This is a genomic window from Parageobacillus sp. NEAU-HV-2 (assembly GCF_059115485.1).
The window spans coordinates 75,199-100,483 of record NZ_JBXUJJ010000003.1; the positions used below are offsets into that span (position 1 = coordinate 75,199).

Below are 25,285 nucleotides of genomic sequence, written 5' to 3' on the forward strand. Positions count from 1 at the left end.
TTGCATTTCCATTCGGATCGTTAAAACGTAATGATTCCTATTTATAAAATTATATGTTCGTTGTTTCTATCACATGTCTACTTTCTCTATTTCTATATGCCGATCTGCTATAATAAATGCGCCTTGGCAACAAAAAAAGGCCGAGATTACGGCCTTTTTACAATAATTTTAACGGAAATAGCCATTCATCTATTCTATCATTGTCACCAAAGCGGCTCTTCTTCATCAACAAAAGTGTAGAAAAATGGCAATAGCGCCATCGTGCTTGCTACAAGCACGAAATAGATGATAACGGTCCATGGAAAGGATACTCCGAAAGATGGCAAAAGCAATAATACCAGCAACGAAAGAGAAAACGCGAATGACGCTTTTTGCCGTGATTCCGTAGTCGGATACAACTTTGTTTTACAATTGGGACAGATCAATCTTTTCCATCCAAACAATACCTTTATGGAGCTTCTCCAACGGAATGAATAATGACATTTGCAGCAAATTGGCAATTTCATGGAACACTTTCCTTTCGTTAATCTTAATTCATCATAGGAATCATTTTTAGAAAAATAGTTTGGAAGCTTGGCGAACCCCTATTTTCCTTCAAGAAAATAACAACACTGTCGGACAAGCGATTGGGAAAAATGCAATACGAAAAATTTCAACTACGATTAGATTCTCCTCGGCATTTTTGTATAAAACACATCATTTTATGGAAGGCAGCCACAGCCGATTGCTTATGATAAGCAGGAGAGTACGGATTGCTGAAGCCATGTTTTCCCTCCAATTGATGCACTTCGACATTCGTCTTGTCTCGAAGCGTTTCGACCAGCTCGCTGACATCGAACGATGCTTCCGATTGCGGGAAAAATAATAATGCGGGACATTGCGGAGAAAGCGACACATAATCTCGAATGCGGGAGCCATAATAGCCAACAATCCCGTCGACAAGCTCTTCCTCACTGCATAGCCACGCGATCGTCGCCCCAACGCTAAAACCAACAAGAACGATTTTTTCATATTGATGCCTTACATCCTCTAGCAAACGATGAATGATACTGGAAGCTTGGTTAAACCCTATGTTTTTCATAAAATAGTAGTAAGCTTCTTGTTCTTGGGTATCATCAAAAGCTTCCCGCTCTAACAAATTAGGGCACCATACATCGAAACCATATTACGCAAGCGACTGTCCAACATCGTGCATATGTGAATTGATTCCATAGATTTCATGAATGAGAACAACAGCGGTATCAGATTGATTATCAATGCGAAACATTATTCATCCCATCTTCCTCTGTTGTAAATTGTACTAGTTTCCCGTTAATCAAAACGCAGCGATGCGCGTATCGTTTCTCGTCATAAAGAACAAGCGGTAAATAGATTGGGATCATCTCTCCTACCCCATAATTTTGTTCTTCCAGCACTCACGAAATATGTTTCCAATCTAAAATTCCCTCTTCCGTTTTTATTCGGAGTGGGATTGGATACAATTTTGATAAGTTTTTTACTGAAGTAGAAAGTATTGAAGAATTTAAAATTCCATTGAAATTTAAACCAATACGCTTACATGTTTATCAGGAAGAAGTATAAGTCTTATTCAGCAAACGAGTGGCGATAGTTGAACAAGACTGACAAAAAACTCTAAAAATCAACACTGAAATTTAACAGCGGTTTTGCAAAAATGCCCCCTCTACATAGAGGGGACAGCTTATTTTACATCATACCCTTGTTCTTCAATCGCTTCTTTCAATTGATTCAAGCTGACTTTTGTTTCATCGTAATCGACATCAACCGTGCCTTTTTCCAAATGCACTTCGACGCGGTTGACTCCTTCTATTTCTTGTAAAGCGTTCGTGACAGCCATTTTGCAATGGTTGCATGTCATTCCTTGCACTTGCAATGTTGTTGTCATGATGGATTCCTCCTTGTTGCTTTATAGTTTCACGCGTTTCAAACGAAGAGCGTTCGTCACTACCGATACGGAGCTAAACGCCATCGCCGCTCCGGCAATCCAAGGTTCCAACAGCCCGGCGGCGGCAACCGGAATGCCGATCGTATTGTAAAACAGCGCCCAAAACAAGTTTTGCCGAATATTGGCCATTGTTTTGCGGCTGAGGACAATCGCTTTCGGAATATGCGCCAAATCGCCGCCAACTAAGGTGACATCGGCCGTTTCGATGGCGACATCCGTTCCGGTTCCGATCGCCATGCCGATATCGGCTTTCGCCAACGCCGGAGCATCATTAATGCCATCGCCGACCATCGCCACCCGTTTACCTTCTCGCTGCAGCTTTTCGACAATGTTTGCTTTGTCTTCTGGAAGCACTTCGGCGTATACACGATCGATTCCCGCTTGTTTGGCGATCGCTTTTGCCGTCCGTTCATTGTCGCCTGTCACCATGTACACATCAATCCCAAGTTGTTTCAACGCTTGAATTGCCGCTTTGGCATTTTCTTTGATCGTATCAGCGACGGCGATGATGCCGGCAAGCTCTCCATCGATCGCAACGAGCATCGCCGTTTTTCCTTCCGCTTCTAATCGGACCATTTTCTCTTCATGACGCAAAATGTCGACTTTGTTTTCTCTCATTAGCTTTCTCGTTCCGACAAGGACACGTTTCCCATCGATTGTCGCTTCAATACCATGACCGGCAAGCGCCGCGAAGTGCTCAAACGGCTTCACCGCGATTTGTTGTCGTTTGCCATATTCGACAATCGCCTGCGCGAGCGGATGCTCAGAACCTCTTTCCGCCGACACGGCGTAAGCAAGCATCCCTTTTTGAAACTCAATGACATCCGTTACTTCCGGTTTTCCTTTTGTCACCGTTCCTGTTTTATCCAATAGCACCGCGTTGATTTTATGCGTTTCCTCCAGGTACTCACCCCCTTTAAAGAGGATGCCGTGTTCTGCTCCTTTTCCGGTGCCGACCATGATCGATGTCGGCGTGGCCAGACCGAGGGCGCATGGACAGGCGATGACAAGCACCGCAATCGCCACTTCCAGCGCTTTTGGCAAATCGCCCGGTGCGACAAAAAAGTACCAGACAATAAACGCCAACACGGCGATGCCAACAACAATCGGCACAAAAATTCCGGAAATCACATCGGCCATCCGCTGAATCGGCGCTTTCGAACCTTGAGCTTCTTCAACGATTTTCACGATATTCGCTAAGGCTGTATCTTTTCCGACCTTTTCCGCCCGAATCGTAAGAGTGCCTGTCCTGTTGATCGTTGCGCCAATGACGCGGTCACCTTCTTTTTTATCAATCGGAATCGATTCACCTGTAATCATCGATTCGTCTACTGCGGACGCTCCCGCCATCACGATACCATCTACCGGTATTTTTTCTCCTGGCTTGACGACAATCGTGTCTCCGACTACCACTTGTTCGAGAGGAACCTTGACTTCTTGGCCGTCGCGAAGAACGAGCGCTTCCTTCGCCTGCAAGCTTAACAATTTCGAAATCGCTTCGGTCGTTCTCCCTTTCGCGCGCGCTTCAAAATATTTTCCGACAAGCACAAGCGTGATGAGAACCGCGCTTGTCTCAAAATATAAATTTGGCATATAGTGAGGGTTTCCAATCGTTTTGATCGCTTCTGCCAAACTGTAAAAATAAGCGGCGGACGTACCGATCGCGACAAGGACGTCCATGTTCGCACTTTTGTTTCTTAAAGCGCGATATGCGCCGACATAAAAAGGACCGCCGATATAAAACTGCACAAGCGTCGCGAACAGAAACTGCATCCACGGATTCATCAGCCAATCAGGCATCGGCAGGCCAAGGGTAAACGGCAGATGTGCAATCATCGTATAAAGAAGCGGAAGCGATAAAACAATCGAAATCATAAGCTGCCGCTGTTTTTGCTTTAGCTGTTCTCCTTTAAACCCTACGCTCTCTTTTTCCTTCCGCACTTGTCCTTTGTAGCCAAGTTTTTTGATTTTTTCTAATATCTCCTCAACTGATATGATGCCCTCCTTATATTCCACAACCGCGCTGTTTGTTGCTAAGTTGACCGCGGCGCGTTCCACCCCTTCCATGCGCTGCAAGCCTTTTTCGATGCGCGCCGCACAAGCAGCGCACGTCATGCCTTCAATATCCAGCATCACCTTTTCGGCCGCAACGCCGTATCCGAGCTTTTCGATTTTTTCTTGAATATCGTGAAGGCTGTGCTTTGCTGGATCGTACTCAATCGTTGCCTTTTCCATCGCTAAATTGACGTTCGCCTCGACTCCATCCATCTTATTGAGCACTTTCTCAATGCGGTTCGAGCAGGCGGCGCACGTCATGCCAGTAATATGCAACGTCACATGCTTTTTCTCGCTCATCGTGTTTCCCTTCCTATTTGGAGAATTGGTTGATGACGGTCATTAACTCCTGAATCGATTCGTCGCCGTTGCCTTCGCGAATCGCCTTGGCGACGCAATGCTGGACGTGGCGCTCTAGCAAATTCAATCCGACTTTCTGCAGTGCCGCTTGAATAGCAGAAATTTGAATTAAAATATCGATGCAGTAGCGGTTGTCCTCAACCATTTTTTGCACACCGCGCACTTGTCCTTCGATGCGCTTTAAGCGCTTCACAATGCTCTCTATTTCTTCTTTCGTGCGCGGAACCATTTTTGGATTGATCTGATTCTCTTCACGATGATTCATGCATTTCACCTCATTCCATCGTTCTATATACATTATACCGGTAATGGGTATAAACAGCAATAATAAAGCTTTTTAGCCTATTTTTCCACCAACGTATTTATTTTTTTAAGCATAAAACGAGCAAACTCTATTAACTGCTTAGGAGGAACACGAAAGTGATCTGTTTGGCCATGGTAATCGTCTAGACATTGTTGAACGATTGCTTTGTACGTTTTAGGAAGCTTGTTTTTCGCCCACTCTCCTCCTTCCTGTTTGGAAGCAACCGCTCCTTCCTTAAGGAAATACCATGCCCGGCATAAGTTCAGCACATAATAAACAGGAGAACGAACGATCTCATTCAGCGTGTCTTCCAAGTCATACATAATTGAACGGACATAATACTGCCTATCGATTGGTCGAAACGTTTCACGAATTGGCTTGCCATATAGCGTTACTCCCCGATGATAAGTGACAAAAATGTGTGCCGCCAAATCCGGATCTTCCATCCCTTGGCAAACATAATGTTCATCCGCTTTATATGCTTCCCTATACAGCTTCGAATAATGAAGCTCAAACGGTGTCGGATAAATAAAATCCGTCACGTATGTTTCTAGGACAATGCTTAATTCAATTCCACCCTCATTTAGAAGAGCGCCGTCGATGCCTACTAGTTTTCTCGCTATTCGTTTCTTCGTTGCGACATCGAGTTTGTCCTTCACAATCACGAGCAAATCTATATCACTTTTTTTCGGATTGAAGCAGCCCATTGCCAGCGATCCATGTAAATAAACGCCGACTAAATTTCCCTTTAATTCTTCGTGGAATAGATGGGTTAGTTGTTGAAGTATAGGGAATATGTCCATGATAATCTCTCCCGTTTCTCATAATACCAATTCATGATATTCACCTCGATACTCATCAAATAAGCAACTTGATGATATGATAAAGTAAATCCCCTTCCTTACGGCTGATAATTAATTCCAATACCGCAATAAACGATAAGCAAAGGACAGACGATAAGAAACGCGTGAAGGCTTCCGGATAAATAAGAATAAAAAGCATCCTTTTGTTTTATTCCGAAAATGCTAATAACAAGACCTACTAGCGAAATAAAAATATATTTAAACGAAAACAATCGATGTAAATGTTCGGCGTCGTCATTTCATGTGCCGTTTGCATGACGCGAATCCATTCATTGCCTTTGCCTTCTTCTCTGCCAGCGCCGTAGTAAATGGCGGCAACCATTGTTAAAAACGGCGGAACGGCAAGCAGCAGTGAAAACAAAAGCAAGGCGCCGCGCAGCCCATGTTTAAATCCTGATTTTATTTCCTCCATGTTTTTCACCTCGTTATTCATCGCATCCTTCATTACTATGTAGACGATATGAACCGAAAATTGTTTTTTCCAAAAGACTGCCTTAAAAATAAGCAATATACAAAGATATGAATCTAATAGTACGAGCAATATCTACAAGCTATTTTTTAGAACTACCCTTAATTCAACACTCCTACCCGCTAGCCAACCATGAAACGAGATTCACTGCGGATGATGGAAAGTTAATTCGTTCTACCATGGGAGATTCACCAATGCTTCATTAATTGCTTTAATTGCTTTAGAGGTATACGCGTAATTTAGCCAATTTGAATTAAGCATTTCTTTATTTGCTGTAATGATTTCTACAATATCCATATCTTTTAGTACTGTATTAATTGGTTTATATTTACCGTTCACTTTTGCAAGAGACATCCTTTTAGCTAAAGAAGGATTTAAAACGAAAGCAAAATCAAGCGCGGTTGCTCCTTCTGGCAATAAAAAAATATCCATCTTAGGTGTAAAAATAGTAATTTCTTTTTGGAATATTTCACAAACAGTTAATGGGTGAATGAAATATGGCTCTCCGGTCTCTCTCTTTTGCCCTTGATGAGCTTCTTCCGCAAAGCTTATAGCTCTTTTTAACAACTCCATATGACTTTCAGGCAAGTAATTAGATTTTTTCAGTATCCTCCCCTTGATTATATCAATCAACTACATCCCCCCAGTTTTTACAATAATTATAACAACCGAAATATAAACTTTCAAAGTATTTTTACATTTTTGTAATAATAATCCAATTATTATCCAAACAGGAAAACCACCTCCATTCTGTAACACAGCGCCCCAAAAAAACCTCGCTTCGAAACGAAGCGAGGTTTGTTGTTGATTTTTCAAGCAAATGGATAGCCACCCTATTCAGGTAGTTTATTTTGTGCTTATTGAACGTTTCCAGTTAGTGAATGTAGATTTTAATGTAGAATATCTACTTTAGGAACAAGATAAGCGCTGAGACAGCTACACCTACATAAATCCAGATTGAATTATCTCTCGCACATGTAGCAAATTTTTTCATTCAAAACCACCCCTAATTATCATTATATTCCTTATTCAATTGTATCGAACCATAAAACTATTCTAACCATTTGTACTTGGACTTTTCTTATTAAGCCAGCTTAATAACCATCATGTCGTCCATCCATTTGTTTTTAAATAATTGTATTGTCTTTCATTCGTATCTGAGAAAGCTTCTTCCCTATTAGAAGGGATATCCATATATTCAATAGCTTCCGAGAATTGGGATTCTGTTAAATCATAACCCTGGCCATTAATATCGGTCGGTTAATTGAACCATCGTTAACTATGATCATGAAACGATCTTTACCACAGATGATGAAAGTTAATTCGTTTCTCCATGAGAGCACCATAACTGTTTCACTTGCTTTCACGAATATTAGCTGATAAAATGCACCAAGAAAAAAGCGATTCAGATAGAGAGGAGACAAATGATGAAAAAAAGAATAGTCATATATGGAATAATTTCGCTAATATTATTACTTTTTTTATTCGGTACATATAAATTAATGAACTCAAGAACATATCAGTTATTTGGAGGATTGACTAGTCACGTAGATACAAACCAAAAAGCAGTTGCGTTGACTTTTGATGACGGACCGACAAAAAATGTAGAGAAAATATTGCCTCTTTTGGATAAATACGATGCGAAGGCTACCTTTTTTGTCATTGGAAATGAACTGAAGAAAAATCTAAAGTTAGGAAAAGAGATAGCAGAATCTGGACATCAAATCGGAAATCATACATATTCTCATCAACGAATGATTTTTAAAAAACCTTCTTTTATCAAGCAGGAAATTGAAATGACCAACCGATTGATTCGAGAGACAGGTTATAAAGGTGAAATAGACTTTCGTCCACCTAATGGAAAAAAACTGATTGGTTTACCCTATTATTTGAAAAACCATCACATAGAAACGATTACATGGAGTCTTGAGCCCGACACCTATTATTCTTCGGTTTCTGACAAAGTGAACTATGTAAACAAAAATGTAAAACCGGGGGCCATCATTTTGTTACATCCAATGTATGATGATACTGGTAACGAACTAAAAACCATTGAAGGGATATTAGATTCTTTATCAAAAAAAGGTTATAAATTTGTCACGGTTAATGAACTACAGAAGTTACAGAATAAGTAATGAATAGGAAATTGCTTTAAAAGCTTAATTTAACAACAAAAATGGAGTGACCAAACTGTTACCAGTTTGCACTCCATTTTTTATGTCATTTTTAATTTTCAACCATTTCAAAAAGTCCTTTCCGACGTGAAAGTGGTCAGCGAACGTCTAGGACATTCCTCTGCCTCGATGACATTAGACGTGTATTCTCACGTAACGCCAGACATGCCAGAACAAGCAGCTCAAAAATTCGCAAAGCCCTACAGAAATAAAGCGTGGTCAAAATGTAGTCAATCAATCTAAAAAAATCTCGCTTCATGCCGGAGTATCGCCCCTTTTTCCTGAAAATTATCGACTGTAACTCAATTTTATTTATCCTTTGAAAAATCAAGGGTTTCCACTTATTTCCCCGATCGATTTATTATTCATTTTAATTCATTTTCACTTATTTGTGTGGTCAAGCGTGGTCACGCAGAAAAGCGGGAGCAATCCCGCTTCAGACTGTAGACAATCTTACCTTACATGGCAGGTCAGTAGCCCTTTTTGTTGAAATAAAATAATAAAAAAGAGCCTAGTTGATTATTACTCTTTCCATGTCAGAGGTGAGAAATATGAGGAGCTTTCTTCTTTCTAATCCCCCAACTGTTTACAAAAACGAACTGCTCTATTCCAGCAAAGGGAAAAACACCAGCCTGTACGAAATCATCTTCCCGTATAACCAAGGGTTGGGAGCGCACATTCACACTTCCGGCGAGGATTGCGCATTGGTGTTGTCTGGAACATTGACCTATTTTGTGGGCAATCGCGAAACGATCGTAGCCGAGCCGGGCAGTATCGTGTTTGGTTGGCAAAATGTCCTGCACGGGTACCTAAACCAAGAAAAAGAGCCGGTGCACCTGCTTGTTTTTGTCACTCCCGGCAAAATCGGATTGGCCTATCCCGATGATAATGACCCGATCGTGCGAAAAGTCCCTGTGGAATGCCGCAAAGTTCACGCCGAAGAAGATGTAAACGTCTCTTCTGAATATTCATCGTTTCAGACCGTTCTCATTAACGGCCGATACGAAGAATCTGTAGAACCGGACACATTCAAAGTCTTCATTGATTGGAAAAAGAAGCAACTCTTTATTTTTGATGGAGAAAAAGTGGAACTAACAATCGATGAGCCCATTCGTCTGCTCAAATATGTGGCCAAGAGTTAAGCACTATTTAAAAATATACCCCATTGTTGAAGGAGTAAAAAAGGCAGTGTTTTGGCTGCTTTTGAGGCTGTTAACAAAGAAGGGCAACAGCCTTAAGGCGGAGATCATGCTCCGCCTTTTTTATTCTTCACAAAATTCCTTCTTACACAACACCTCACACGCTACTCCGTACTCCTTACGCCACTTTTCTTACTTTTCTGACTAATAGGGCAATGAATACACAATAAAGACTAAGGTAGAGCATAATCTTCGCCCTCTTTGTTCAACGGCTCTGGTTTAAATATTGTCAGGTTTCCTGTTCAACTAACGGAGCAGTATCATCCAATAACAAATAATCAGCATTCGCGGAAAATGATAAGAGTCCAATCAAACTGATAAAAAGTCCCATATTATAAACTGTAGGCAAATTAAATGGAGGTGTAATTAAATGAGTGCTGGAGGATATGCAGGTGGTGGCCTTGCATTTATCGTCGTTCTGTTCATCTTATTAATCATTGTTGGTTGTGGTTGCTTTGGTGGTTACGGGGGAGGATATGGCTGCGGTGGTTATGGACCAGGATTTGGATTCTAGTAAATCCCCCTGCTTATGAGGATTTGAGAGTTGCTAAATGCTTAAACTTCCCGTTTACGAGTGACATGGCTGAACAAGACGCACAAAAAGACCGATTTATTTCGGTCTTTCAGCTTGTCGATAAAGTCGACAAGCTGAATTATACATAATTTTATTTAATTGTTATCCCATCGAGATACCGTTGAGGAGGCCTAAAATAATAACAGTAATTAATTTGAAGTATTCTACATATAATGCATTGCCAGTAATCTTATTTTTTTAAAGATAATGGAGGCTCTCAACTGCTCCAGTTATTACAAACGCTAAAAACAGAGCATCTGTTACTGAACTTAAATCAATACCCTTTATAAAAATAGGACAAACTATAGAAATAAAAGCTACAAGTAGAAATTAAAAAAATCAACCTGGAATTCTTTTGAAATGTCTTGAACACTAGTGTTTTCTTTATTAATTGTTTAAATAATACCTGTTGCTAATATCAATAAATCGCATACTAAATTGAGTATTATAAGTAACACTCATCATTGCTTATTACCTTCTTTCTACCTTTTGCACGCTTCGCATACAGCAGTTACTCCGCTAATTTCCCCTGCAAGACTAACAAGAGCTTGTCCGCCATAATGCAATTTTTCTTCCCAAGTTGTTGCGTGAATAAGAAGTTTTGCAGTCTCACTTAATCCTCCTAATTCCTTTATATAGCGTTTGATTTTAATTAGCTCGAAGCTGCAATTAAATTGCCACCTATAAACGCTGCTAAAGCAGCAGCACATTTTGCAATTTTTAGCCAATCTGGATCAGCAACGACTGGAAAAGCTGATTCTCATCAAAATCAACAACTTGAATTAAATCATTTCCATCGACTATATAGTGTGTAGGAACTGGACTTCCATTTGCATCTTTTACCCAAGCTGGAGCAAAAACACTTTTTAAATTGGATATACTGTCGATATCATCACCCCACATGCATAACTCGTTCTCGTTGATCGAGTATTGAATAAAACAGGGTTAAATGAGGTAAGATTCATCCTTCGAAAGTGTCATCATGAATAAAGGAATCAGATATTAGTTTTCACATGATTTATCCCCACTCTTTCTGTTTTACCATTTATGCATTTACACCATATTACAATTAACATAAAAATATTGTCCAATTATGTAAAAAACCCCTGCCAAACCGGCAGAGGTTTAATTAAACGCCAATAATTGTTCAATCTCTTTCATAAGTTGTTCCGCACCCTCACGGCTTAAAATGACTTTACCACCAACAAGCTTCAAGTTGTCGTCAGACACTTTACCTGTAACCATGCAAGCCATATTAGGTTTGTATTTTCTTAGAATGATATACTCATCTTCAACAAAAATCTCTAATGGGTCTTTGATATTAATCCCTAGTGCACGCCTTAGTTCTATCGGAATGACAATGCGACCTAATTCATCCACTTTACGAACGATGCCCGTAGATTTCATGCGCGCACCTCCAATACTACTTTTGTTTCCTTGTAAATAATTGTATAATCAATTCGGAACATGTATCAAGGAACACGCACAAGGAGGAGAGAAAGAATATAAGGCTACTAAAAGCACTATCTTCTATTATTATCGCTTGTTCTTTTTTACTCGTGCCTATCACGGGAACTAGTGCTGCAACCAAGTTCCTAACTGTCCATTTCATCGATGTCGGACAAGGTGACAGCATCTACATCAAAGCTCCTAACGGTGAGGATATTCTCAGTTTGGTCGAAAATGCAATTATCCAAGAATGTGTTAACCAATCTAAAAACTCCATCATCCTCGATAATTTTTAGGTGGAAGCAACATTGTTGTTTTTAGCAAGCAAAGTTCCCATTTTGTGAGCTTTAAACCCATTGTAAAGAATTCTTGGAATAGAGCATCGTAATCTATTTTTTTAAAATGTTTATAGTCGGTAATGGCTTTCAGTAATTTGTTTTCATTAATATCCTTATAAAACAAACGATATTCCTCTTGCAAGGTTTCGTACAGCCAAATTTGCTTCTTAGAGTTACTTACACTCTTGGACTGGCGGTATTTTTCATCAATATAGTTTCTATATTTTTGCTTCACTTTCGGGTTCATGGATGAAACCTGTATGCAATGCAATTTGATTCGAAAGTATGTGTCAGTAACATCAAGAAAACGGTCTTCATTTTGTTTAAGTATGCATGGAGTATTTTTATATGCTAAACGTTCTATCTCTTCAGCCGTAAAAAACAACGATGCCTCTCTTTTTGCTGCTTTTGTACAATCTGACGAGTGAAATAGATTAAAAATCCTATTTATTGCTCCAAACCTACTCCGAATTGTCCCAATCTTTGCATATTCAGGCCTGTAATGTCCCTTTAACTTTTTATCAATCAGCTCGGAAACCGATTTGTACGGAGGTGATGTTGTACCTTGAACCAGTACACATAAACTTTCTCCTAAATTAAAGAATTCCGCTTCTAATTCCCACCACCAAGCAGTGGGAACATCATATCCATTCCAATATAAAAGACGGCATATATCCGGTGTAATAGTTACATATTTACAGGCAAGAATTTTAAAGCCCTTTTGCCGAAGAAATGAAAGAATTTCTTGTTCTAAATTTAAGTAAACCGCATCCGGCTTGCATATCACGAATCCAATGTTGTCCCAATTCAATGTTTATAATCTCCTTTTCTTAATATTTTCTTAATATTTTCTTAATATGTAATAATATATGAAAAAAGGGGGAAATTGTATAGACTAGAGCACTGCTTACCTTCGATAACACTTCTGCTTTGTCATCCTCAACTTCTTCTGTCGAATTAATACGGCTAATGGTTAATTGTTCATTCAGTTCACTATTTTGAAAAACAAACTCTAAATGGGCAGCTGGGTCTGTTGTGGTTAAATGTACTTTGTGCCCTTTTTCCACTAATCCAACTGCGATTGCAGATGCCATAGTGGTCTTTCCAACAGGCCAAATTCATATCTGTGTGGAATCGAATGTGATGGTAAAACTTATCATAGCTCAAACGTTGCTCGAGACCGAGACCATCTCCGGCAGCAAGTTCCGGAAAATTCATAGAATTTTGTCACAAGAGTAGTTTAAAAAAAATTGAAGTAACTCGGCTTAAGAACCTACTAAGTAAGTTGAACCACGAATAAGAAAGGCCCCATTCCTTGTGGTCTTACCCCTGTCAAGTAGACAGCTATAAAAAAGACTATGCAACCATTGTGTTTCGGTATTCAACTGGAGCACAGGTGATATCTGTGACAAAATACACCTGTCCATGTTGTGGATATAAATCACTGGAGCAAGAAAAGGACGATGTTTGTCCTATCTGTTTCTAGGAAGATGATCACTGCCAGCGTAAGAACCCCGATTCTCTTGGAGCGAATACAAGAGTCACTTTGCGACAAGCCCAGAAAAACTTTATTGAATTTGGGGCTTGTGAAAGGGTTCATATTAATGACGTCCGAAAACCAACAGCGTCTGATGAACGTGATCCGAACTGGCGTCCATTGGATTGACGTGTATCTCTGAGCAACAATCTCTGTGAAAACAGCCTTGGACATATTGAGTTATCCAAACTCAATGCCATACACATTCAACATTTCGTGAAATATTAAGAGAAAAAGGATTAAAAAACGGAACAATTAAAGTGCATCTTTCGAAACTGAAACGGATATTAAGATATGCTATTAAATGGAAGTTGCTTACGTATGATTTATCTTCGGTTATTGAAATGCCAAAAACCGCAAAGAACACGAAATATTGGACGTTTGACAAGTGCATGGAGTTTTTAGAAAAGGCCAAAAACGAACAATATTATTTAATATTCTTACTAACCATATTTACCGGATTACGACATGGGGAAGTGTTAGGACTTCCGATCCATAATGTGGATCTTGAAAACAATACGATTACGGTGGACCAGCAAATTTGTGTTGTTGATGGGAAAATGAGAATTGAAAAAGTATTAAAATCGAAAAGTTCTTATCGAGTGATCGACGTTCCTTCCGAATATTATACGCCAACTAAAACAACATATCCACGAGCAAAAGAAACTGTTTTTTGAGTTAGGAATCCGAAATCATCATAACCTTGTATTCACAACATCCAAAGGAACGCCAATCTACCCAGGTAATGTTTCTACACGTTTTCGAAAATTGTCCAAAGAGTTTGGAATGTAGCCAATCCCTTTTCATGGATTGCGACATTCTCATGCTACGATGCTAGCAGAAATGAAAGAAAATGTTCATGCGATTGCGGCACGGTTAGGCCACTCATCTACTACCATTACGAACGAAATGTATATTCACCTTACGAACAAAATGAAATCGTCGTTGAGTGAAAAATTAGAGGTCATTTACAACGAAAAAATGAGAAATTCTCTATAATGTGGTCATTAGGGATATTGTATAAAAAACCAAAAAGCCGTATCCCTTGATACATAAGGGATTACGGCTCTGTGTTTGAATATTTACCTCACTTCATGACGAAGCGAGACTAACGTAAATTAAACCCTTTTCCTTCTACGAATTCTTTCATATACATGCGCACAGGGTTGCTGAGCATATTGGCCATCTGCCCGGTCCATGTATCGCGGCGTTTGCCGTTTGTCCGCTTTTCGTAATACGCAGAAACGATATCGTTATATTGTTTCAGCTGCGCTTCGAATTTGCTGCGGTCTTGTTCATATGTTTCTTCATGGTATACGTGTTCAAACGGCAGACGCGGTTTTTTGTCAGGTTGCTGCGCCGGATAGCCGACGGCAAGCCCGAAGAGCGGAATAACCCGCTTCGGCACTTTCAACAGCTTGCACACTTCCGGCAAGTTGTTGCGCAGCCCGCCGATATAGCAAATGCCAAGCCCCATCGATTCTGCGGCGATGGCTGCGTTTTGCGCCGCCAGCGCTGCATCAATAAGCGCGACCATAAACTTTTCCGTGCTCTCGAGCGATGGCAGCACCTCTTTCTGCTCCATTTCGCCAATCACTTCATGACGGTGAAGATCAGCGCAAAACACGAAGAAATGGCCATTGTTCTCAACATAAGACTGATTTCCCGCGATTTCAGCAAGCTTCCGTTTCGTCTCTTTATCTTTCACCCCAATGATGGAATAAGCTTGTACGTAACTTGATGTCGACGCCGCTTGCGCGCACTCGACGATCGTGCGAATTTGCTCATCCGTTAACGGCCGGTCTTCAAATTTGCGAATCGAACGGTGCCGCAAAATCGTTTCAATGACTGGATTCATGATGAATACCTCCTATACCATTGATAGCTTTGCTTTTTATGATACCAAAAAAAGAAAGAGCCAAAAAATGATCGGCTCTTTCCGAGGCGTTTATTTATCCTCACCATCAGCATCAACAAGATGTCCTTCACCATTTTCCACATAGTGCTTGAGCATCGCCATTTTGTTATCCCAAAATCGTTCGTAAAAGGCCAGCCATTCCTTTAATTCCAACAATGGAGTCGGTTCTAGACGGTATCGCGTTTCCCGCCCGACTTTTCTCTCCTTCACAAGTCCGGCATCCGCCAAAATCCGCAAATGTTTGGACACAGCCGTCCGGCTGATCGGAAAATGGCTGCTGATGACGGTAACGGGCATTTCCTTATCGGCCAACAATCGCAACAGCTTGCGTCGGGTAGGATCAGCGATGGCCTGAAAGACGTCATGCTTGTGTGATAAAGCAGTCATACTACGCCTCGACATGCGATCCTAAAGATTTGCAAAGCTTGGCCCATCCCTGATCCATCCGATTGCGTACGATGGTATGAGATTCGCCAAATTCCGTCACTTTATTCGCATCCCAGCCAGAATGAGTAAGTGTAAACTCTGTTTGCTGCTCATTCAGTTCTTTTAGCTCAAAAGTAACGGTCCAATCTTTCCCCCAGCGAAAAGACAGGCGGTGAGGCGGATCGACTTCTATTACTTTACACGGAGACATTCCAAAAGGCCCAGCGTTTAAATGAAACTCATGACCAACCATCGGCTGAAGATCGTTAGGCATAAACCAAGCTGCAAGCCCCTCTGAAGTAGAAACCGCCTCCCAAACTTTTTGAATCGGTGCTTGAAAAACCATCGTGTGACGAATATGTGGCAACATGCCGTTCACTGTATTTTGTGTTGTCATTGTTTCAACCCCCACATGTTAGTTATGAAACTTTTTGGTTTCGTTTTGATTATACGAAACCATTTGGTTTCATGTCAATATGGAAATGGCGGGCGAACTACTTATCGTAATTCAACCGATTTCTCAACATCTCGTAACAACAAATTGGCAATAAAAAAGAGGCGGACAACGAAAATGGTTGCCACCTCTCCAAAAACGCTGAAAAGACGGCTTGTCGATCACGATGCGCCACTTTTCTTACTTAATTATTTGTCAGCCACCTTTTTAAAAACGGCATAAGAATACACCATCGGTACAAGTGCAATACAGACGATAGACGCAATGAGAAGCACAGCGCGAATCGAGGAAGGAGCAAAGGCAGATACGATCATGATGATTCCGCCAATGAAAAATACTTTGCCGCCAAACCGGTGCGTGCGCGCCCACACCGTTTCATTCGCCAGCGTCCACGGCGTGCGAATGCCTATGAAATAATTCGCTTTGATTTTTGGCATATAATTTCCGAGAATGATAAAAAGCAGACCTAATCCTATATTTGCAATCCAATCGATATTGACATGATAGCCAAGCCCGCTGAAAATAATAGAAAGATGACCAGCGGCGAAAAAAGTCAGCGTTACATTCACGAAAATACGATACGTTCCCTCAAATTTTTGGAAATTGTCTTTACGCGGATCAATTTTCGGCACGCCCATTAGTATTCCGTAAATCAACATCATTAAAACCGGAGTAGCGAAAACAGCAAAAAGCTTTGATGAATAGCCATCCACTTCCCCCGAAAAATTCCAATGAATCGGAACTTCCTCCGGCAGCTGCGGATAGGCCCATATGGAAAATCCTGCACTAATGATGATCAACAAGAAAAAATACCAATGCTTTTTCATTCCCTCTTCCCCTTTCCTTCTTGCAAAGATAAAAGCCAAGCAAGTACATCTTGCAACACCGTCGTGTTGATGGAGTAATAGATGAACTGCCCTTCTTTTTCGGCGTGCACTAAATCCGCCTGCTTTAACAAATTAAGATGATGGGAAATGCTCGGTTTGGAAATGCGGAAATGATCGGCGATTTCCCCTGCCGTCAAATCTTTGTTCTTCAACAAGTTTAAAATGTCTCTTCGTGTTGGATCGGCTAGCGCTTTATAAACAAGGTTCATTTTCATATACGTTCACCATGCTTATTTTGTTATTTAGAAAATTATCTAATTATTTAATTACATTATATAAAATATTCAGTTTTCTGTTAATAACCTGAGAAAACAAAAAGAGAACACCATGTGTCCTCCCCATCAACGAAAAACTATACTTCTACCATCATCGTATCATAGGCGATTTCGATGGACAGCCCTTGTTTTTGCAACTGTTTTTCTATTTCTTTGAGATCATCGAAGCCTAACCCGTTCATTTCTTCGATATGGGTCAATATGGTTTTTTTCGCCTTTAATTTGTGAATAATATCCAGCGTTTCTGCAAATGTCGCTTCTATTTTTAGTACAGGGTGATGTTCAGGTAACAGCCGTTCCCCCGTCAGCGGATGAAACTCAAAAATGCCGATCGGTAAAACCGCTACATCTACTTCCTGTACTTCCCCTGGTGGATCCCAATTATTCAATTCATCCATCGCAATCAGCACCCGCTTTTTCTCGTCCGAAAATAAAAACGCATACACATAGTCTTCAGCTAAGCGGAACGGTCGAATCTCCACTCCTTCCATCGATACACTATTCCCGTCTTGCAGCGTGTGAAGGCGGATGTATTTCATCTTTTCGAGGAAGGAAAGATGTTCGCCGCTGCCGAGGCGGTGCTGAAAATCAATGGCGACCTGCTGCGGCAAGTAGACATCCGTCGTCGTGGAAGCGGGAGGATAATTCCGAAAATCGGCATTGATAGACTCCAGCACCCGCCTTCCCATCACATGATCAGGATGCCAATGCGAGTAAAACACCGCATTGATTTGTTTAATTTTAGAACGATTCATCTGCATATAAATATCTTCCGGCGTATCGATTAAGACGTCCGGACCATGCAGAAACAGGCTTGGACCACTGCGGCTGTAAGGGATTCCTTTCGCGCGCGCCTCGACGCATACGCGGCATTGGCAAAGCGGACGCGGAATCGTCACCGCTCCGCCTGTTCCTAAAAATTCAATTTTCATATCCTTCCCTCGCTTCTGTCATTATTCAAAAACAACACCGTATTTGTCTCCGTCTAACAAAATGTGATACGTTTGCTCACCGACATTATGATGATCCGTTGCTTTTTTGTTCGTCGCAAACATCTCCATCCGAAAATCGTCGATATCGATATCGATCGGTTTATCGCTCGTAAATAATACGTTTTTCCTTCTAAATACAATTGTATCTATTACATCTAAATTTTGTAAATATTTTCACCATAAAAAAAGCGCTCCATATCGGAACGCTTTTTACGGCTATTCAGCAAAGTCACCGTTTTCAAGAGTTTTTTGATAAGCCATTATCCCCCTTTCTAATCGCATTAAGTTTTTTACTGGGGTTTTCGTCGGTGTGCGAAAGTCGAGTTGAATAATACAAACGCAAGTGCAACCAAAATTAAGAGTAGAATTTTATTGTCATTTGCATATTTTACAATATATCCCGCGTAAGGAATTGAATACACCATTTTCCCAACAATTTGCTTTTCAGTCACTTTTTCAAAATCTGTATATTTGTTTGCGTCCCCTTTGAACACGAACAATGTCTGATCATTATTTTTTTCGATCTGTTGAATTCTGTGAAGTATTATCGCTTCATTTTTTCGATAGATCGCAATGTCGTTTTGTTGTAATGTAATTGGATCTACTGGACGAACTACCGCAATAGACCCCGCTTGAATCACAGGATTCATACTAGGTGATAGAACTATATAGCTGGACCAACCAAGTACAAGCGGTCCATACACAAATAGTAAAAAGAAACTCAGTAGGATAACACCTAGCCATAATACAACATCTGACACCAATCTCATATAGTGGTTGATTTTGGGATGTTCACCAACTATCACACTTTTCATTTACCTTGCCCCCCCTTCAAGTTGAGTCGCGATAAATTGAAACGTTACTGTCTCGGAAAAATTTTGGAAAACTTCGTTTGCGGTATCGGGAAGCGTTACTTGAAATTGCAAAGTTTGGCTTGCGTTCTCTGCTAACGGCAAATTTGCTGTTGTCAGTCCTGAAAGAGGCCCGCTATATAATACACTTCCTGTCTCCATGTCAGTCAGTTTTAACTGTAAGGTTTTCGTGGGATCATCAAACGTCCAAAGCGGAGTGGTTCCCGGTGAAGAGTTTGCAAATACTCGATATACAATCGGAACGGTTCCCGTATTTCTCACTGTTACATTTGCCGAAACAGAATCCCCCGGGAGCATATTATTTACTTGCATCAATACGTTAGGACTTGCAGGAACAGTTTCTATATCGACAGTAGCGCTTGTCAGTGTGTTCCCCTCATTGACAACCTGATCCGTAAAACTTGAATTTACATAACCAATTGGATTTGCAGATAACAAAGCCATTAACAACAGCAGAATGGAATTTGTAACAAGTACCTTATTCACCTTTTTTCTCTCCGTTCTGTTGATGACAGAACTCCCTTTATAAATCCACAACCAATTGAACTGGTATCGAATAACTGAGATTCGTTTCAGTGTCAGTAATCTTTATCCAACCTGTGTATTCCCCAAGTCGTGTTGTTAATAAGTTCGTACTAATTGTCGCGTTGATCGAAACCGTTTGCCCCGGATTCACTGTTACGTTGTCTGGGAAACTTAATATACTTCTTAAACTGCCCAAGAGTGGTGCAGAACCATTCACGACCGAAACTGAAAGAAATTTTGCAGAGCTGGACTTGTTAGTAATATTCACTACGTCCGCCACCGTAACTATATTGATAAGGGATCGGCTGATTCTTCCGAAGTCAGCCGTCGACAACGTAGAGTTTAGACCTGTTAAAACAGGAACGGTCGGAGCGCTAGGTTGTTTCGCTGTTCCACCTGCCACATTGATTAAAAAAAACAAATGCTCCCCCGTTGAAAATACATTGCCCGGCAGAGTTCTTGTCACTGACATCTTTGCCTCTGCCGCTTGAAATAACGTAACTTGAAACATTACTATCATTGTTAATAGCAATAAACGAACTGAGATCCTTTTCTTCATTGAATGTCACTCACTAGTTATTGATACGTTCACTTCCAGGTAATTGTGTTGCGTCAAATGTAAATGTTAAAGATTCTTGGAGATTCTGAAAACTATTATCCGCCTCTTCAGGAAACATAATTTTGAACTGCAAATTGTGAGACTGACCGACTGCAAGCGGAATATCTGAAGTGACAAGTTCGCTAATCGGTCCTTGATAATGAACTGTACCAGAATCTTGGTCTTTTATTTCAATCTGAAGTCCTTTACTTGTATCAGTCCAAAGTAGTGTATTTCCTGGGCTTGCAGTTACAGAAATTTTGTAGGTGAAGTCCACGTTCCCACTGTTATGAATCTGTACCAAACGGGTTGCTGTATCTCCAGGAACAAGATTGTTGACATTGTAAATGAGTGTAGGACTAGCAGGTGTTGTTGAAATATCTAATAAAGCAGAACGCACAATATTTCCTGGATTCGAAACCGAGTCTGTAAAACTAGAGTTTATGGAGATAATCGTTCCTGCTCCAAGAATAATCACCGTGCAAAGTATGAAAAAAAGATTTCCATTCGTACGATACTTCAGCTGCTTACTCAACATATTCTCTACCTCCTTCACTCTGTCTGAAAATGAAACGGAAAAATAACAACCACAACTTTCTTACAGATCTAGAGATATTTTGTTGCCTTACGACGTTTGTTCTATCAGGTTTGTGACCGCTATGAAAAAATAGAAATAACCATTTTAATAGAACATTAAATTTTTCCCTTCCACCTAAACAAGAGTGTTTCCTAGGAAAAAACACCTTCTGTTTTTCTATCCAACTCGCCAACGATAGGATAAATAGTTACTTTTTCCTATCTATACTTATTATATAGCTTGTAACAAAATCGGCTCATCACCATATTTTTCGATTTAGTGACAAAAAAAGCGAAAATACTTACAAAACTTTGTTGCTAGGAGTTAGAATCATGCCTGCAGCGCAGACAAGTCACCCCTTTTTCTCCATTTATTTTATTAAAATACATTTTTTGTGATAATATACTTACTTTAATGCTTATTTATCTTCCTTTTACCTCGAAATCATATTATTTTACAAAAACATTTAGGTTGCATTATGATATCAATGTTAAAACACAATACCATTTATGTCGATAAACGATACGTGGATTAACATAGTGTTTGACAAACTATTTACAGCAACGAAAGGAAGAACAATCATGGCTAAATTATTGTACATTACAGCAAACCCAAAGCGGGAAGAAGAATCTTACAGCTTATCCGTTGGCAGAGCGTTTCTTGACGCTTATAAACAACAAAACCCGCAAGATGAGATTATCGAATTAGACCTTTATCGTACCGATATCCCTTACATTGATGCCGATGTATTAAACGGCTGGGGCAAACTGCAGCAAGGATATGCATTTGAACAGTTAAACACAGAAGAAAAACAAAAAATAAGCCGCATCAATGAACTAACCGATCAATTTATCAGCGCAGATAAATACGTGTTTGTCACACCGATGTGGAATTTTAGTTTTCCGCCAAAAATGAAAGCCTTTATTGATACGATTTGTATCGCAGGAAAAACGTTCCGTTACACGGAAAATGGTCCGGTAGGGCTATTAACAGGAAGAAAAGCCCTACATATTCAAGCACGCGGCGGAATTTATTCAGAAGAACCAATGAAAGAAATGGAATTTGGAGACCGTTATTTACGGGCGATATTCAGCTTCATCGGCATTACTGACGTTCAATCCATTATTGTCGAAGGAATGGCGCAATTCCCGAATGAAGCCGAAGCAATTAAACAAAACGCGATCAAGCAAGCTGAACAAGCAGCGAAAAACTTTTAACGAAATGATGACCTGTTCCTTTGGTAAGGGGCAGGTCATTTCTATTTTTTCTATTAAAAATAAAAAAGCTTGCCGATTACATCGACAAGCTGTATGATTCCAATGTTTTTTAGTATGTAGTCAAGATAAATGATAATGGCGGAGGAGGAGGGATTCGAACCCCCGCGGGCTGTGACACCCCTATCGGTTTTCGAAACCGACCCCTTCAGCCAGACTTGGGTACTCCTCCGTATGTAGATAATGGAGCCTATCGGATTTGAACCGATGACCTCCTGCGTGCGGGGCAGGCGCTCTCCCAGCTGAGCTAAGGCCCCATCACGAATTGATCGGGAAGACAGGATTTGAACCTGCGACCTCACGGACCCGAACCGTGTGCTCTACCAAGCTGAGCTACTTCCCGATTACAACCGCTAACGTTAACGGCAATTAGTATTCTATCTAAAAAAAATAATATAGTCAATACTTTTTTTCAAAAAAATTTATGCCTAAGTATGCAGAGATAGATGGATCACGAAACATGTAAAAAAGGGACGAATCTGCTTCCAGCCGTCCCATCTTTTTAGTATATATCTCGTTTTGTAAACACTATAAACGAGATGGCGAGCGCCGCAAGTCCCCATACCGCCAGCACCGCCATCGAAAACCCGAGCGTCATGCCTTCAATCGGCGGCGCTGTCCCGCTGATGTAATCCGTGAGGCGAAGATTGACCATAAACAAATATTTCGCCGAATGCCAGGAAGATACCATATTGGACAAAATCGCGCCCGAAATTAATGCCGCAAGCATAATCCCCATCACCGCGGCGGTGCTGCGCATCAAGACGGAAAGCATAAACGTCAATGTCCCCACCACGATGCACACGAACCAGGCAAGCCCCAATTCCATAAGCACATACTTCCACTGCGGAAGCATATGAACGTTTGCTGTGTCCAGTTCTTCTCCTTGGGCGACAAACCCTGTCAATAATGGGAGCCGCCATCCTTCATATCCAAACACCGCTCCAGAAATGAAATACGACAGAAGAGCAACCGTAAGCAAAATAAGCGAAATCGACAATAACAGCGCGATGTATTTGCTAAGCAAAATCGCACCTCTTTTAACCGGCCGCGTCAACAAGAGCTTAATCGTGCCCCCGCTCGCTTCCGACGACACTAAGTCAGCGGCTACGACCATGACAAGGAGCGGGAGAAACAAATCGATCGCGTTGTCGATAAACATGCGCATAAACGTCGGCGCACCAGGAGCGGATGGGTTGATGTCATGCTCTAAATAGTATTGCTGCTGCTGGAGGCGAATTTGCAAGTATTTGCGCCATTCGTCTGAAATACTGCTGGAATTGAGGCGGTTTTGCGCATCGATAATTTGCTGCTGCAACTGCGTCCGCCAATCCGTCGTTCCGAGCCGTTCCCGCATTTCCTGCACCTGCTTATATTGCGCGTATGTAAAAAGGGCAACAAGCACGGCGACAATCGCCGCAATGACCCATAACCGCTTTTTGCGGACAATTTTCAACATTTCGTTGTACACGAGGTTACTCAATCGTCTCCCCTCCCGTCAATTCAATGAACAAATCCTCGAGCGTCGGCAGTTTCGGCTGAATTTCATGGACGTCGACCCCTGCTTCGACAAGCTTTTTGTTCCAAACAGAGAGTTTCTTTGGTTCGTACGGGGTGATAAGTGTATCGCCATCAGTTCGAAAAATCGACGTTTCCGCCGCTAATATCGCTTTCGCCGTTTCCAGCGGCTCGGCCTTCCACACGACACGCGCTTGTTCTTTTAACAAATGTTCCACCGTATCAACCCGAAGCAACGTCCCTTTTGCCATAATCGCCACACGGTCGCACATTAATTGAATTTCGCTTAACAGATGCGAGGAGACAAGCACGCTCAATCCTTCCGTTTCCGCCAAAAAGCGGATAAATTCGCGCATTTCGCGAATGCCGACAGGATCAAGCCCGTTGGTCGGCTCGTCCAAAATCAGCACTTTCGGCTTTCCTAACAGCGCCTGCGCAATGCCAAGACGCTGCCGCATTCCGAGCGAATATGTGCTAACACGATCGTGAATGCGGTTTTGCAAGCCGACTAACTCCACCACTTCCATGATTCGTTCTTTTGGAATACCGGGAACCATGCGCGCGAAGTGTTCGAGGTTTTCCCAGCCGCTTAAATACGGATATAATTCGGGATTTTCGACAATGCAGCCGATGTGGCGGATCGCTTCGGTAAACTGGCGCTCCAGGTCATAGCCGCAGATGGAAATACGTCCCGATGTCGGCTTGATGAGCCCGACGAGCATGCGGATCGTCGTCGTTTTTCCCGCGCCGTTTGGCCCTAAAAAGCCGAACACTTCCCCTTCTTTTAGTTCAAAGGAAATTCCTTTAATAATTTCTTTGCGGCGAATCGTTTTGCGTAAATTCTCGACGATTAATGTCGCCTGCTTCGTCACTTTTCGTCCCCCTCTGTGAATGTAATTAAGGAAGCGACGCGTTCGCCAATCCGTTTATATCCATCTTTATTCGGATGAAAGTGGTCGCTGTATAAGTAATCATTCACATGCAGCGCAAACAAATCGAATGTCGGGACCGCGATAATATTCGGATAGCGAGCCGCTGTTTCTGCCGAAGCAAAATTCCACTGCCTTACGATCGCTGATGTCTTCTTCGCGTCGCCGAGGTCGCTAAACGGGTTGTAAAGCCCGATGTAAAAAACAACGGCATCTTTATTGACGCGGCGAATCGTTTGAAAAATGCGGTCTAAGTTGCGCAAATACGAAACTTTTGCCTGCTCGATTTGCCTTGGCGTAAGCTTGAGCGCTTCTCCGCCTTGAAACAAATCGTTCCCGCCGATGGTCATGACAATGATATTGGCTAGTTTTAGCTGCCGCTCGATTTCGGCTTGTCCTAATTGCTTAAGGAGTCCGTCAGACCGCTGTCCTTTAATGGCCAAGTTCGTGACACGAATCGGCTTCGTTGTTTTTTTGCGGAGCTGATCGACCATATAGCCGACATACCCTTTTCCGCTTTCGTCTCCCGTTCCTCTTGTGAGCGAATCGCCGAGGGCGACAATATAAATTTCACGGTTGTCCGCTTTTTTCTCTTTTATATATTTTGTCGTGCCTGCCGGCGGCGCTGCGGCGGAAAAAAACTGGTCTTGAATGGTCAGGGCAAGACCGCCAAGCCATAATATTCCCGCCAGCGCGGACAAGACGACAATGCCGGTTACGATACCGCGTCGCATATGATCATCCTTTCTTGCGTT

General features: G+C 41.5%; 32 protein-coding genes, 3 tRNA genes and 4 pseudogenes. 9 read left to right on the forward strand and 30 right to left on the reverse strand.

Features of this window, described 5'->3' with window-relative positions; translation table 11 throughout:
- Positions 1-203: 203 nt before the first annotated feature.
- From AC1WMD_RS06555 to AC1WMD_RS06600, 10 genes and pseudogenes are all read right to left on the reverse strand, one after another.
- Positions 204-506 carry a TIGR04104 family putative zinc finger protein gene (locus tag AC1WMD_RS06555; protein WP_043904860.1) on the reverse strand — a complete coding sequence of 101 codons (303 nt, stop codon included), beginning with the start codon at positions 504-506 and terminating at the stop codon, positions 204-206.
- 146 nt (positions 507-652) lie between these two features.
- Positions 653-1,150, reverse strand: a pseudogene (locus AC1WMD_RS06560) (dienelactone hydrolase family protein); the annotation flags it as partial.
- A 549-nt stretch (positions 1,151-1,699) separates the two neighbouring features.
- A complete protein-coding gene (gene copZ, locus AC1WMD_RS06565) occupies positions 1,700-1,903 on the reverse strand; it encodes a copper chaperone CopZ (RefSeq protein ID WP_043904861.1) in 204 nt (67 codons plus the stop codon).
- A gap of 21 nt (positions 1,904-1,924) precedes the next feature.
- Entirely contained in the window at positions 1,925-4,318 is a 2,394-nt protein-coding gene (locus AC1WMD_RS06570; RefSeq protein ID WP_494256398.1) for a heavy metal translocating P-type ATPase, read from the reverse strand.
- A gap of 13 nt (positions 4,319-4,331) precedes the next feature.
- Positions 4,332-4,643, reverse strand: coding sequence for a metal-sensing transcriptional repressor (locus AC1WMD_RS06575; protein ID WP_494256401.1), 312 nt, complete (start codon positions 4,641-4,643; stop codon positions 4,332-4,334).
- A gap of 77 nt (positions 4,644-4,720) precedes the next feature.
- Positions 4,721-5,485, reverse strand: a complete 765-nt coding sequence (locus tag AC1WMD_RS06580; RefSeq protein ID WP_494256403.1) for an aminoglycoside adenylyltransferase domain-containing protein — start codon at positions 5,483-5,485, stop codon at positions 4,721-4,723.
- 238 nt (positions 5,486-5,723) lie between these two features.
- Complete coding sequence (locus AC1WMD_RS06585) at positions 5,724-5,957, reverse strand: sigma factor regulator N-terminal domain-containing protein (RefSeq protein ID WP_494256405.1); 234 nt, start codon at positions 5,955-5,957, stop codon at positions 5,724-5,726.
- Between the two features lie 231 nt (positions 5,958-6,188).
- The gene (locus tag AC1WMD_RS06590) at positions 6,189-6,647 is read right to left on the reverse strand and encodes a TGS domain-containing protein (RefSeq protein ID WP_494256407.1); all 459 of its coding nucleotides are present in this window, start codon (positions 6,645-6,647) and stop codon (positions 6,189-6,191) included.
- Positions 6,648-6,830 carry a hypothetical protein gene (locus AC1WMD_RS06595; protein WP_494256409.1) on the reverse strand — a complete coding sequence of 61 codons (183 nt, stop codon included), beginning with the start codon at positions 6,828-6,830 and terminating at the stop codon, positions 6,648-6,650.
- Between the two features lie 288 nt (positions 6,831-7,118).
- Positions 7,119-7,265: pseudogene (locus AC1WMD_RS06600) on the reverse strand (YunG family protein); the annotation flags it as partial.
- 176 nt (positions 7,266-7,441) lie between these two features.
- Between AC1WMD_RS06600 and AC1WMD_RS06605 the strand changes: the two are divergent.
- The 3 genes from AC1WMD_RS06605 to AC1WMD_RS06615 all read left to right on the forward strand — a co-directional run bounded on the left by AC1WMD_RS06605 (position 7,442) and on the right by AC1WMD_RS06615 (position 9,901).
- Positions 7,442-8,149: a polysaccharide deacetylase family protein gene (locus tag AC1WMD_RS06605; protein ID WP_043904868.1), complete on the forward strand. Its 708-nt coding sequence runs from the start codon at positions 7,442-7,444 to the stop codon at positions 8,147-8,149.
- A gap of 590 nt (positions 8,150-8,739) precedes the next feature.
- The gene (locus AC1WMD_RS06610) at positions 8,740-9,330 is read left to right on the forward strand and encodes a cupin domain-containing protein (RefSeq protein ID WP_494256411.1); all 591 of its coding nucleotides are present in this window, start codon (positions 8,740-8,742) and stop codon (positions 9,328-9,330) included.
- A gap of 427 nt (positions 9,331-9,757) precedes the next feature.
- The gene (locus tag AC1WMD_RS06615) at positions 9,758-9,901 is read left to right on the forward strand and encodes a YjcZ family sporulation protein (RefSeq protein ID WP_088124159.1); all 144 of its coding nucleotides are present in this window, start codon (positions 9,758-9,760) and stop codon (positions 9,899-9,901) included.
- 780 nt (positions 9,902-10,681) lie between these two features.
- Here the strand turns inward: AC1WMD_RS06615 and AC1WMD_RS06620 are convergent.
- Complete coding sequence (locus AC1WMD_RS06620) at positions 10,682-10,864, reverse strand: hypothetical protein (protein WP_052351483.1); 183 nt, start codon at positions 10,862-10,864, stop codon at positions 10,682-10,684.
- A 222-nt stretch (positions 10,865-11,086) separates the two neighbouring features.
- Entirely contained in the window at positions 11,087-11,368 is a 282-nt protein-coding gene (abrB, locus tag AC1WMD_RS06625) for a transition state genes transcriptional regulator AbrB (protein WP_043904870.1), read from the reverse strand.
- Between the two features lie 131 nt (positions 11,369-11,499).
- Between abrB and AC1WMD_RS06630 the strand changes: the two are divergent.
- A pseudogene (locus AC1WMD_RS06630) lies at positions 11,500-11,631 on the forward strand (MBL fold metallo-hydrolase); the annotation flags it as partial.
- A 55-nt stretch (positions 11,632-11,686) separates the two neighbouring features.
- Here AC1WMD_RS06630 and AC1WMD_RS06635 read toward each other — a convergent pair.
- Together AC1WMD_RS06635 and AC1WMD_RS06640 are read right to left on the reverse strand one after the other, a co-directional pair.
- On the reverse strand, positions 11,687-12,559 hold the full coding sequence (locus AC1WMD_RS06635; protein ID WP_043904871.1) for a nucleoside-diphosphate kinase: 873 nt from the start codon (positions 12,557-12,559) through the stop codon (positions 11,687-11,689).
- 19 nt (positions 12,560-12,578) lie between these two features.
- Positions 12,579-12,866, reverse strand: coding sequence for an ArsA-related P-loop ATPase (locus AC1WMD_RS06640; protein ID WP_313770003.1), 288 nt, complete (start codon positions 12,864-12,866; stop codon positions 12,579-12,581).
- Between the two features lie 15 nt (positions 12,867-12,881).
- On the opposite strand from AC1WMD_RS06640, the gene AC1WMD_RS06645 reads away from it, so the two are divergent.
- The 4 genes and pseudogenes from AC1WMD_RS06645 (at position 12,882) to AC1WMD_RS06660 (ending at position 14,284) form a co-directional block, all read left to right on the forward strand.
- Positions 12,882-12,968: a putative endonuclease domain-containing protein gene (locus AC1WMD_RS06645; protein WP_409994240.1), complete on the forward strand. Its 87-nt coding sequence runs from the start codon at positions 12,882-12,884 to the stop codon at positions 12,966-12,968.
- 185 nt (positions 12,969-13,153) lie between these two features.
- Positions 13,154-13,414, forward strand: a pseudogene (locus AC1WMD_RS06650) (CPCC family cysteine-rich protein).
- Between the two features lie 131 nt (positions 13,415-13,545).
- Positions 13,546-13,962: a site-specific integrase gene (locus AC1WMD_RS06655; RefSeq protein WP_043904873.1), complete on the forward strand. Its 417-nt coding sequence runs from the start codon at positions 13,546-13,548 to the stop codon at positions 13,960-13,962.
- Positions 13,963-14,080: 118 nt separating this feature from the next.
- Entirely contained in the window at positions 14,081-14,284 is a 204-nt protein-coding gene (locus AC1WMD_RS06660; RefSeq protein WP_313770004.1) for a tyrosine-type recombinase/integrase, read from the forward strand.
- 109 nt (positions 14,285-14,393) lie between these two features.
- Here AC1WMD_RS06660 and nfsA read toward each other — a convergent pair whose 3' ends face one another.
- The 10 genes from nfsA to AC1WMD_RS06710 all read right to left on the reverse strand — a co-directional run bounded on the left by nfsA (position 14,394) and on the right by AC1WMD_RS06710 (position 20,770).
- Complete coding sequence (gene nfsA / locus AC1WMD_RS06665; RefSeq protein WP_494256415.1) at positions 14,394-15,143, reverse strand: oxygen-insensitive NADPH nitroreductase; 750 nt, start codon at positions 15,141-15,143, stop codon at positions 14,394-14,396.
- Positions 15,144-15,233: 90 nt separating this feature from the next.
- Complete coding sequence (locus AC1WMD_RS06670) at positions 15,234-15,590, reverse strand: ArsR/SmtB family transcription factor (protein WP_494256417.1); 357 nt, start codon at positions 15,588-15,590, stop codon at positions 15,234-15,236.
- 1 nt (position 15,591) lies between these two features.
- A complete protein-coding gene (locus AC1WMD_RS06675) occupies positions 15,592-16,026 on the reverse strand; it encodes an SRPBCC family protein (protein WP_494256418.1) in 435 nt (144 codons plus the stop codon).
- Between the two features lie 245 nt (positions 16,027-16,271).
- Entirely contained in the window at positions 16,272-16,910 is a 639-nt protein-coding gene (locus AC1WMD_RS06680) for an SdpI family protein (protein ID WP_494256419.1), read from the reverse strand.
- Entirely contained in the window at positions 16,907-17,179 is a 273-nt protein-coding gene (locus tag AC1WMD_RS06685) for an autorepressor SdpR family transcription factor (protein WP_186003960.1), read from the reverse strand. The genes AC1WMD_RS06680 and AC1WMD_RS06685 overlap by 4 nt, the downstream gene beginning before the upstream one ends.
- Before the next feature lie 143 nt (positions 17,180-17,322).
- Positions 17,323-18,177, reverse strand: a complete 855-nt coding sequence (locus AC1WMD_RS06690; protein WP_043904879.1) for an MBL fold metallo-hydrolase — start codon at positions 18,175-18,177, stop codon at positions 17,323-17,325.
- Positions 18,178-18,527: 350 nt separating this feature from the next.
- Positions 18,528-19,052, reverse strand: coding sequence for a signal peptidase I (locus tag AC1WMD_RS06695; protein WP_052351484.1), 525 nt, complete (start codon positions 19,050-19,052; stop codon positions 18,528-18,530).
- On the reverse strand, positions 19,053-19,595 hold the full coding sequence (locus AC1WMD_RS06700; RefSeq protein WP_052351485.1) for a TasA family protein: 543 nt from the start codon (positions 19,593-19,595) through the stop codon (positions 19,053-19,055).
- 37 nt (positions 19,596-19,632) lie between these two features.
- A complete protein-coding gene (locus AC1WMD_RS06705) occupies positions 19,633-20,193 on the reverse strand; it encodes a hypothetical protein (protein ID WP_043904880.1) in 561 nt (186 codons plus the stop codon).
- A 13-nt stretch (positions 20,194-20,206) separates the two neighbouring features.
- Positions 20,207-20,770 (reverse strand): TasA family protein, encoded by a 564-nt coding sequence (locus AC1WMD_RS06710; RefSeq protein ID WP_043904881.1) that lies wholly within the window; start codon positions 20,768-20,770, stop codon positions 20,207-20,209.
- A 620-nt stretch (positions 20,771-21,390) separates the two neighbouring features.
- On the opposite strand from AC1WMD_RS06710, the gene AC1WMD_RS06715 reads away from it, so the two are divergent.
- Entirely contained in the window at positions 21,391-22,026 is a 636-nt protein-coding gene (locus AC1WMD_RS06715; protein WP_043904882.1) for an FMN-dependent NADH-azoreductase, read from the forward strand.
- Positions 22,027-22,162: 136 nt separating this feature from the next.
- Here AC1WMD_RS06715 and AC1WMD_RS06720 read toward each other — a convergent pair.
- The 6 genes from AC1WMD_RS06720 to AC1WMD_RS06745 form a co-directional block, all read right to left on the reverse strand.
- Positions 22,163-22,255: transfer RNA gene (locus AC1WMD_RS06720), tRNA-Ser, on the reverse strand.
- 12 nt (positions 22,256-22,267) lie between these two features.
- A tRNA-Ala gene (locus AC1WMD_RS06725) sits at positions 22,268-22,340 on the reverse strand.
- A gap of 12 nt (positions 22,341-22,352) precedes the next feature.
- Positions 22,353-22,426 (reverse strand) — tRNA-Pro (locus tag AC1WMD_RS06730).
- A 159-nt stretch (positions 22,427-22,585) separates the two neighbouring features.
- Positions 22,586-23,566, reverse strand: coding sequence for a DUF2705 family protein (locus tag AC1WMD_RS06735; RefSeq protein WP_494256422.1), 981 nt, complete (start codon positions 23,564-23,566; stop codon positions 22,586-22,588).
- Entirely contained in the window at positions 23,559-24,473 is a 915-nt protein-coding gene (locus AC1WMD_RS06740) for an ABC transporter ATP-binding protein (protein ID WP_494256424.1), read from the reverse strand. The genes AC1WMD_RS06735 and AC1WMD_RS06740 overlap by 8 nt, the downstream gene beginning before the upstream one ends.
- A complete protein-coding gene (locus AC1WMD_RS06745; RefSeq protein WP_494256425.1) occupies positions 24,470-25,264 on the reverse strand; it encodes an SGNH/GDSL hydrolase family protein in 795 nt (264 codons plus the stop codon). Before AC1WMD_RS06745 ends, AC1WMD_RS06740 begins: the two co-directional genes overlap by 4 nt.
- Positions 25,265-25,285: the final 21 nt, after the last annotated feature.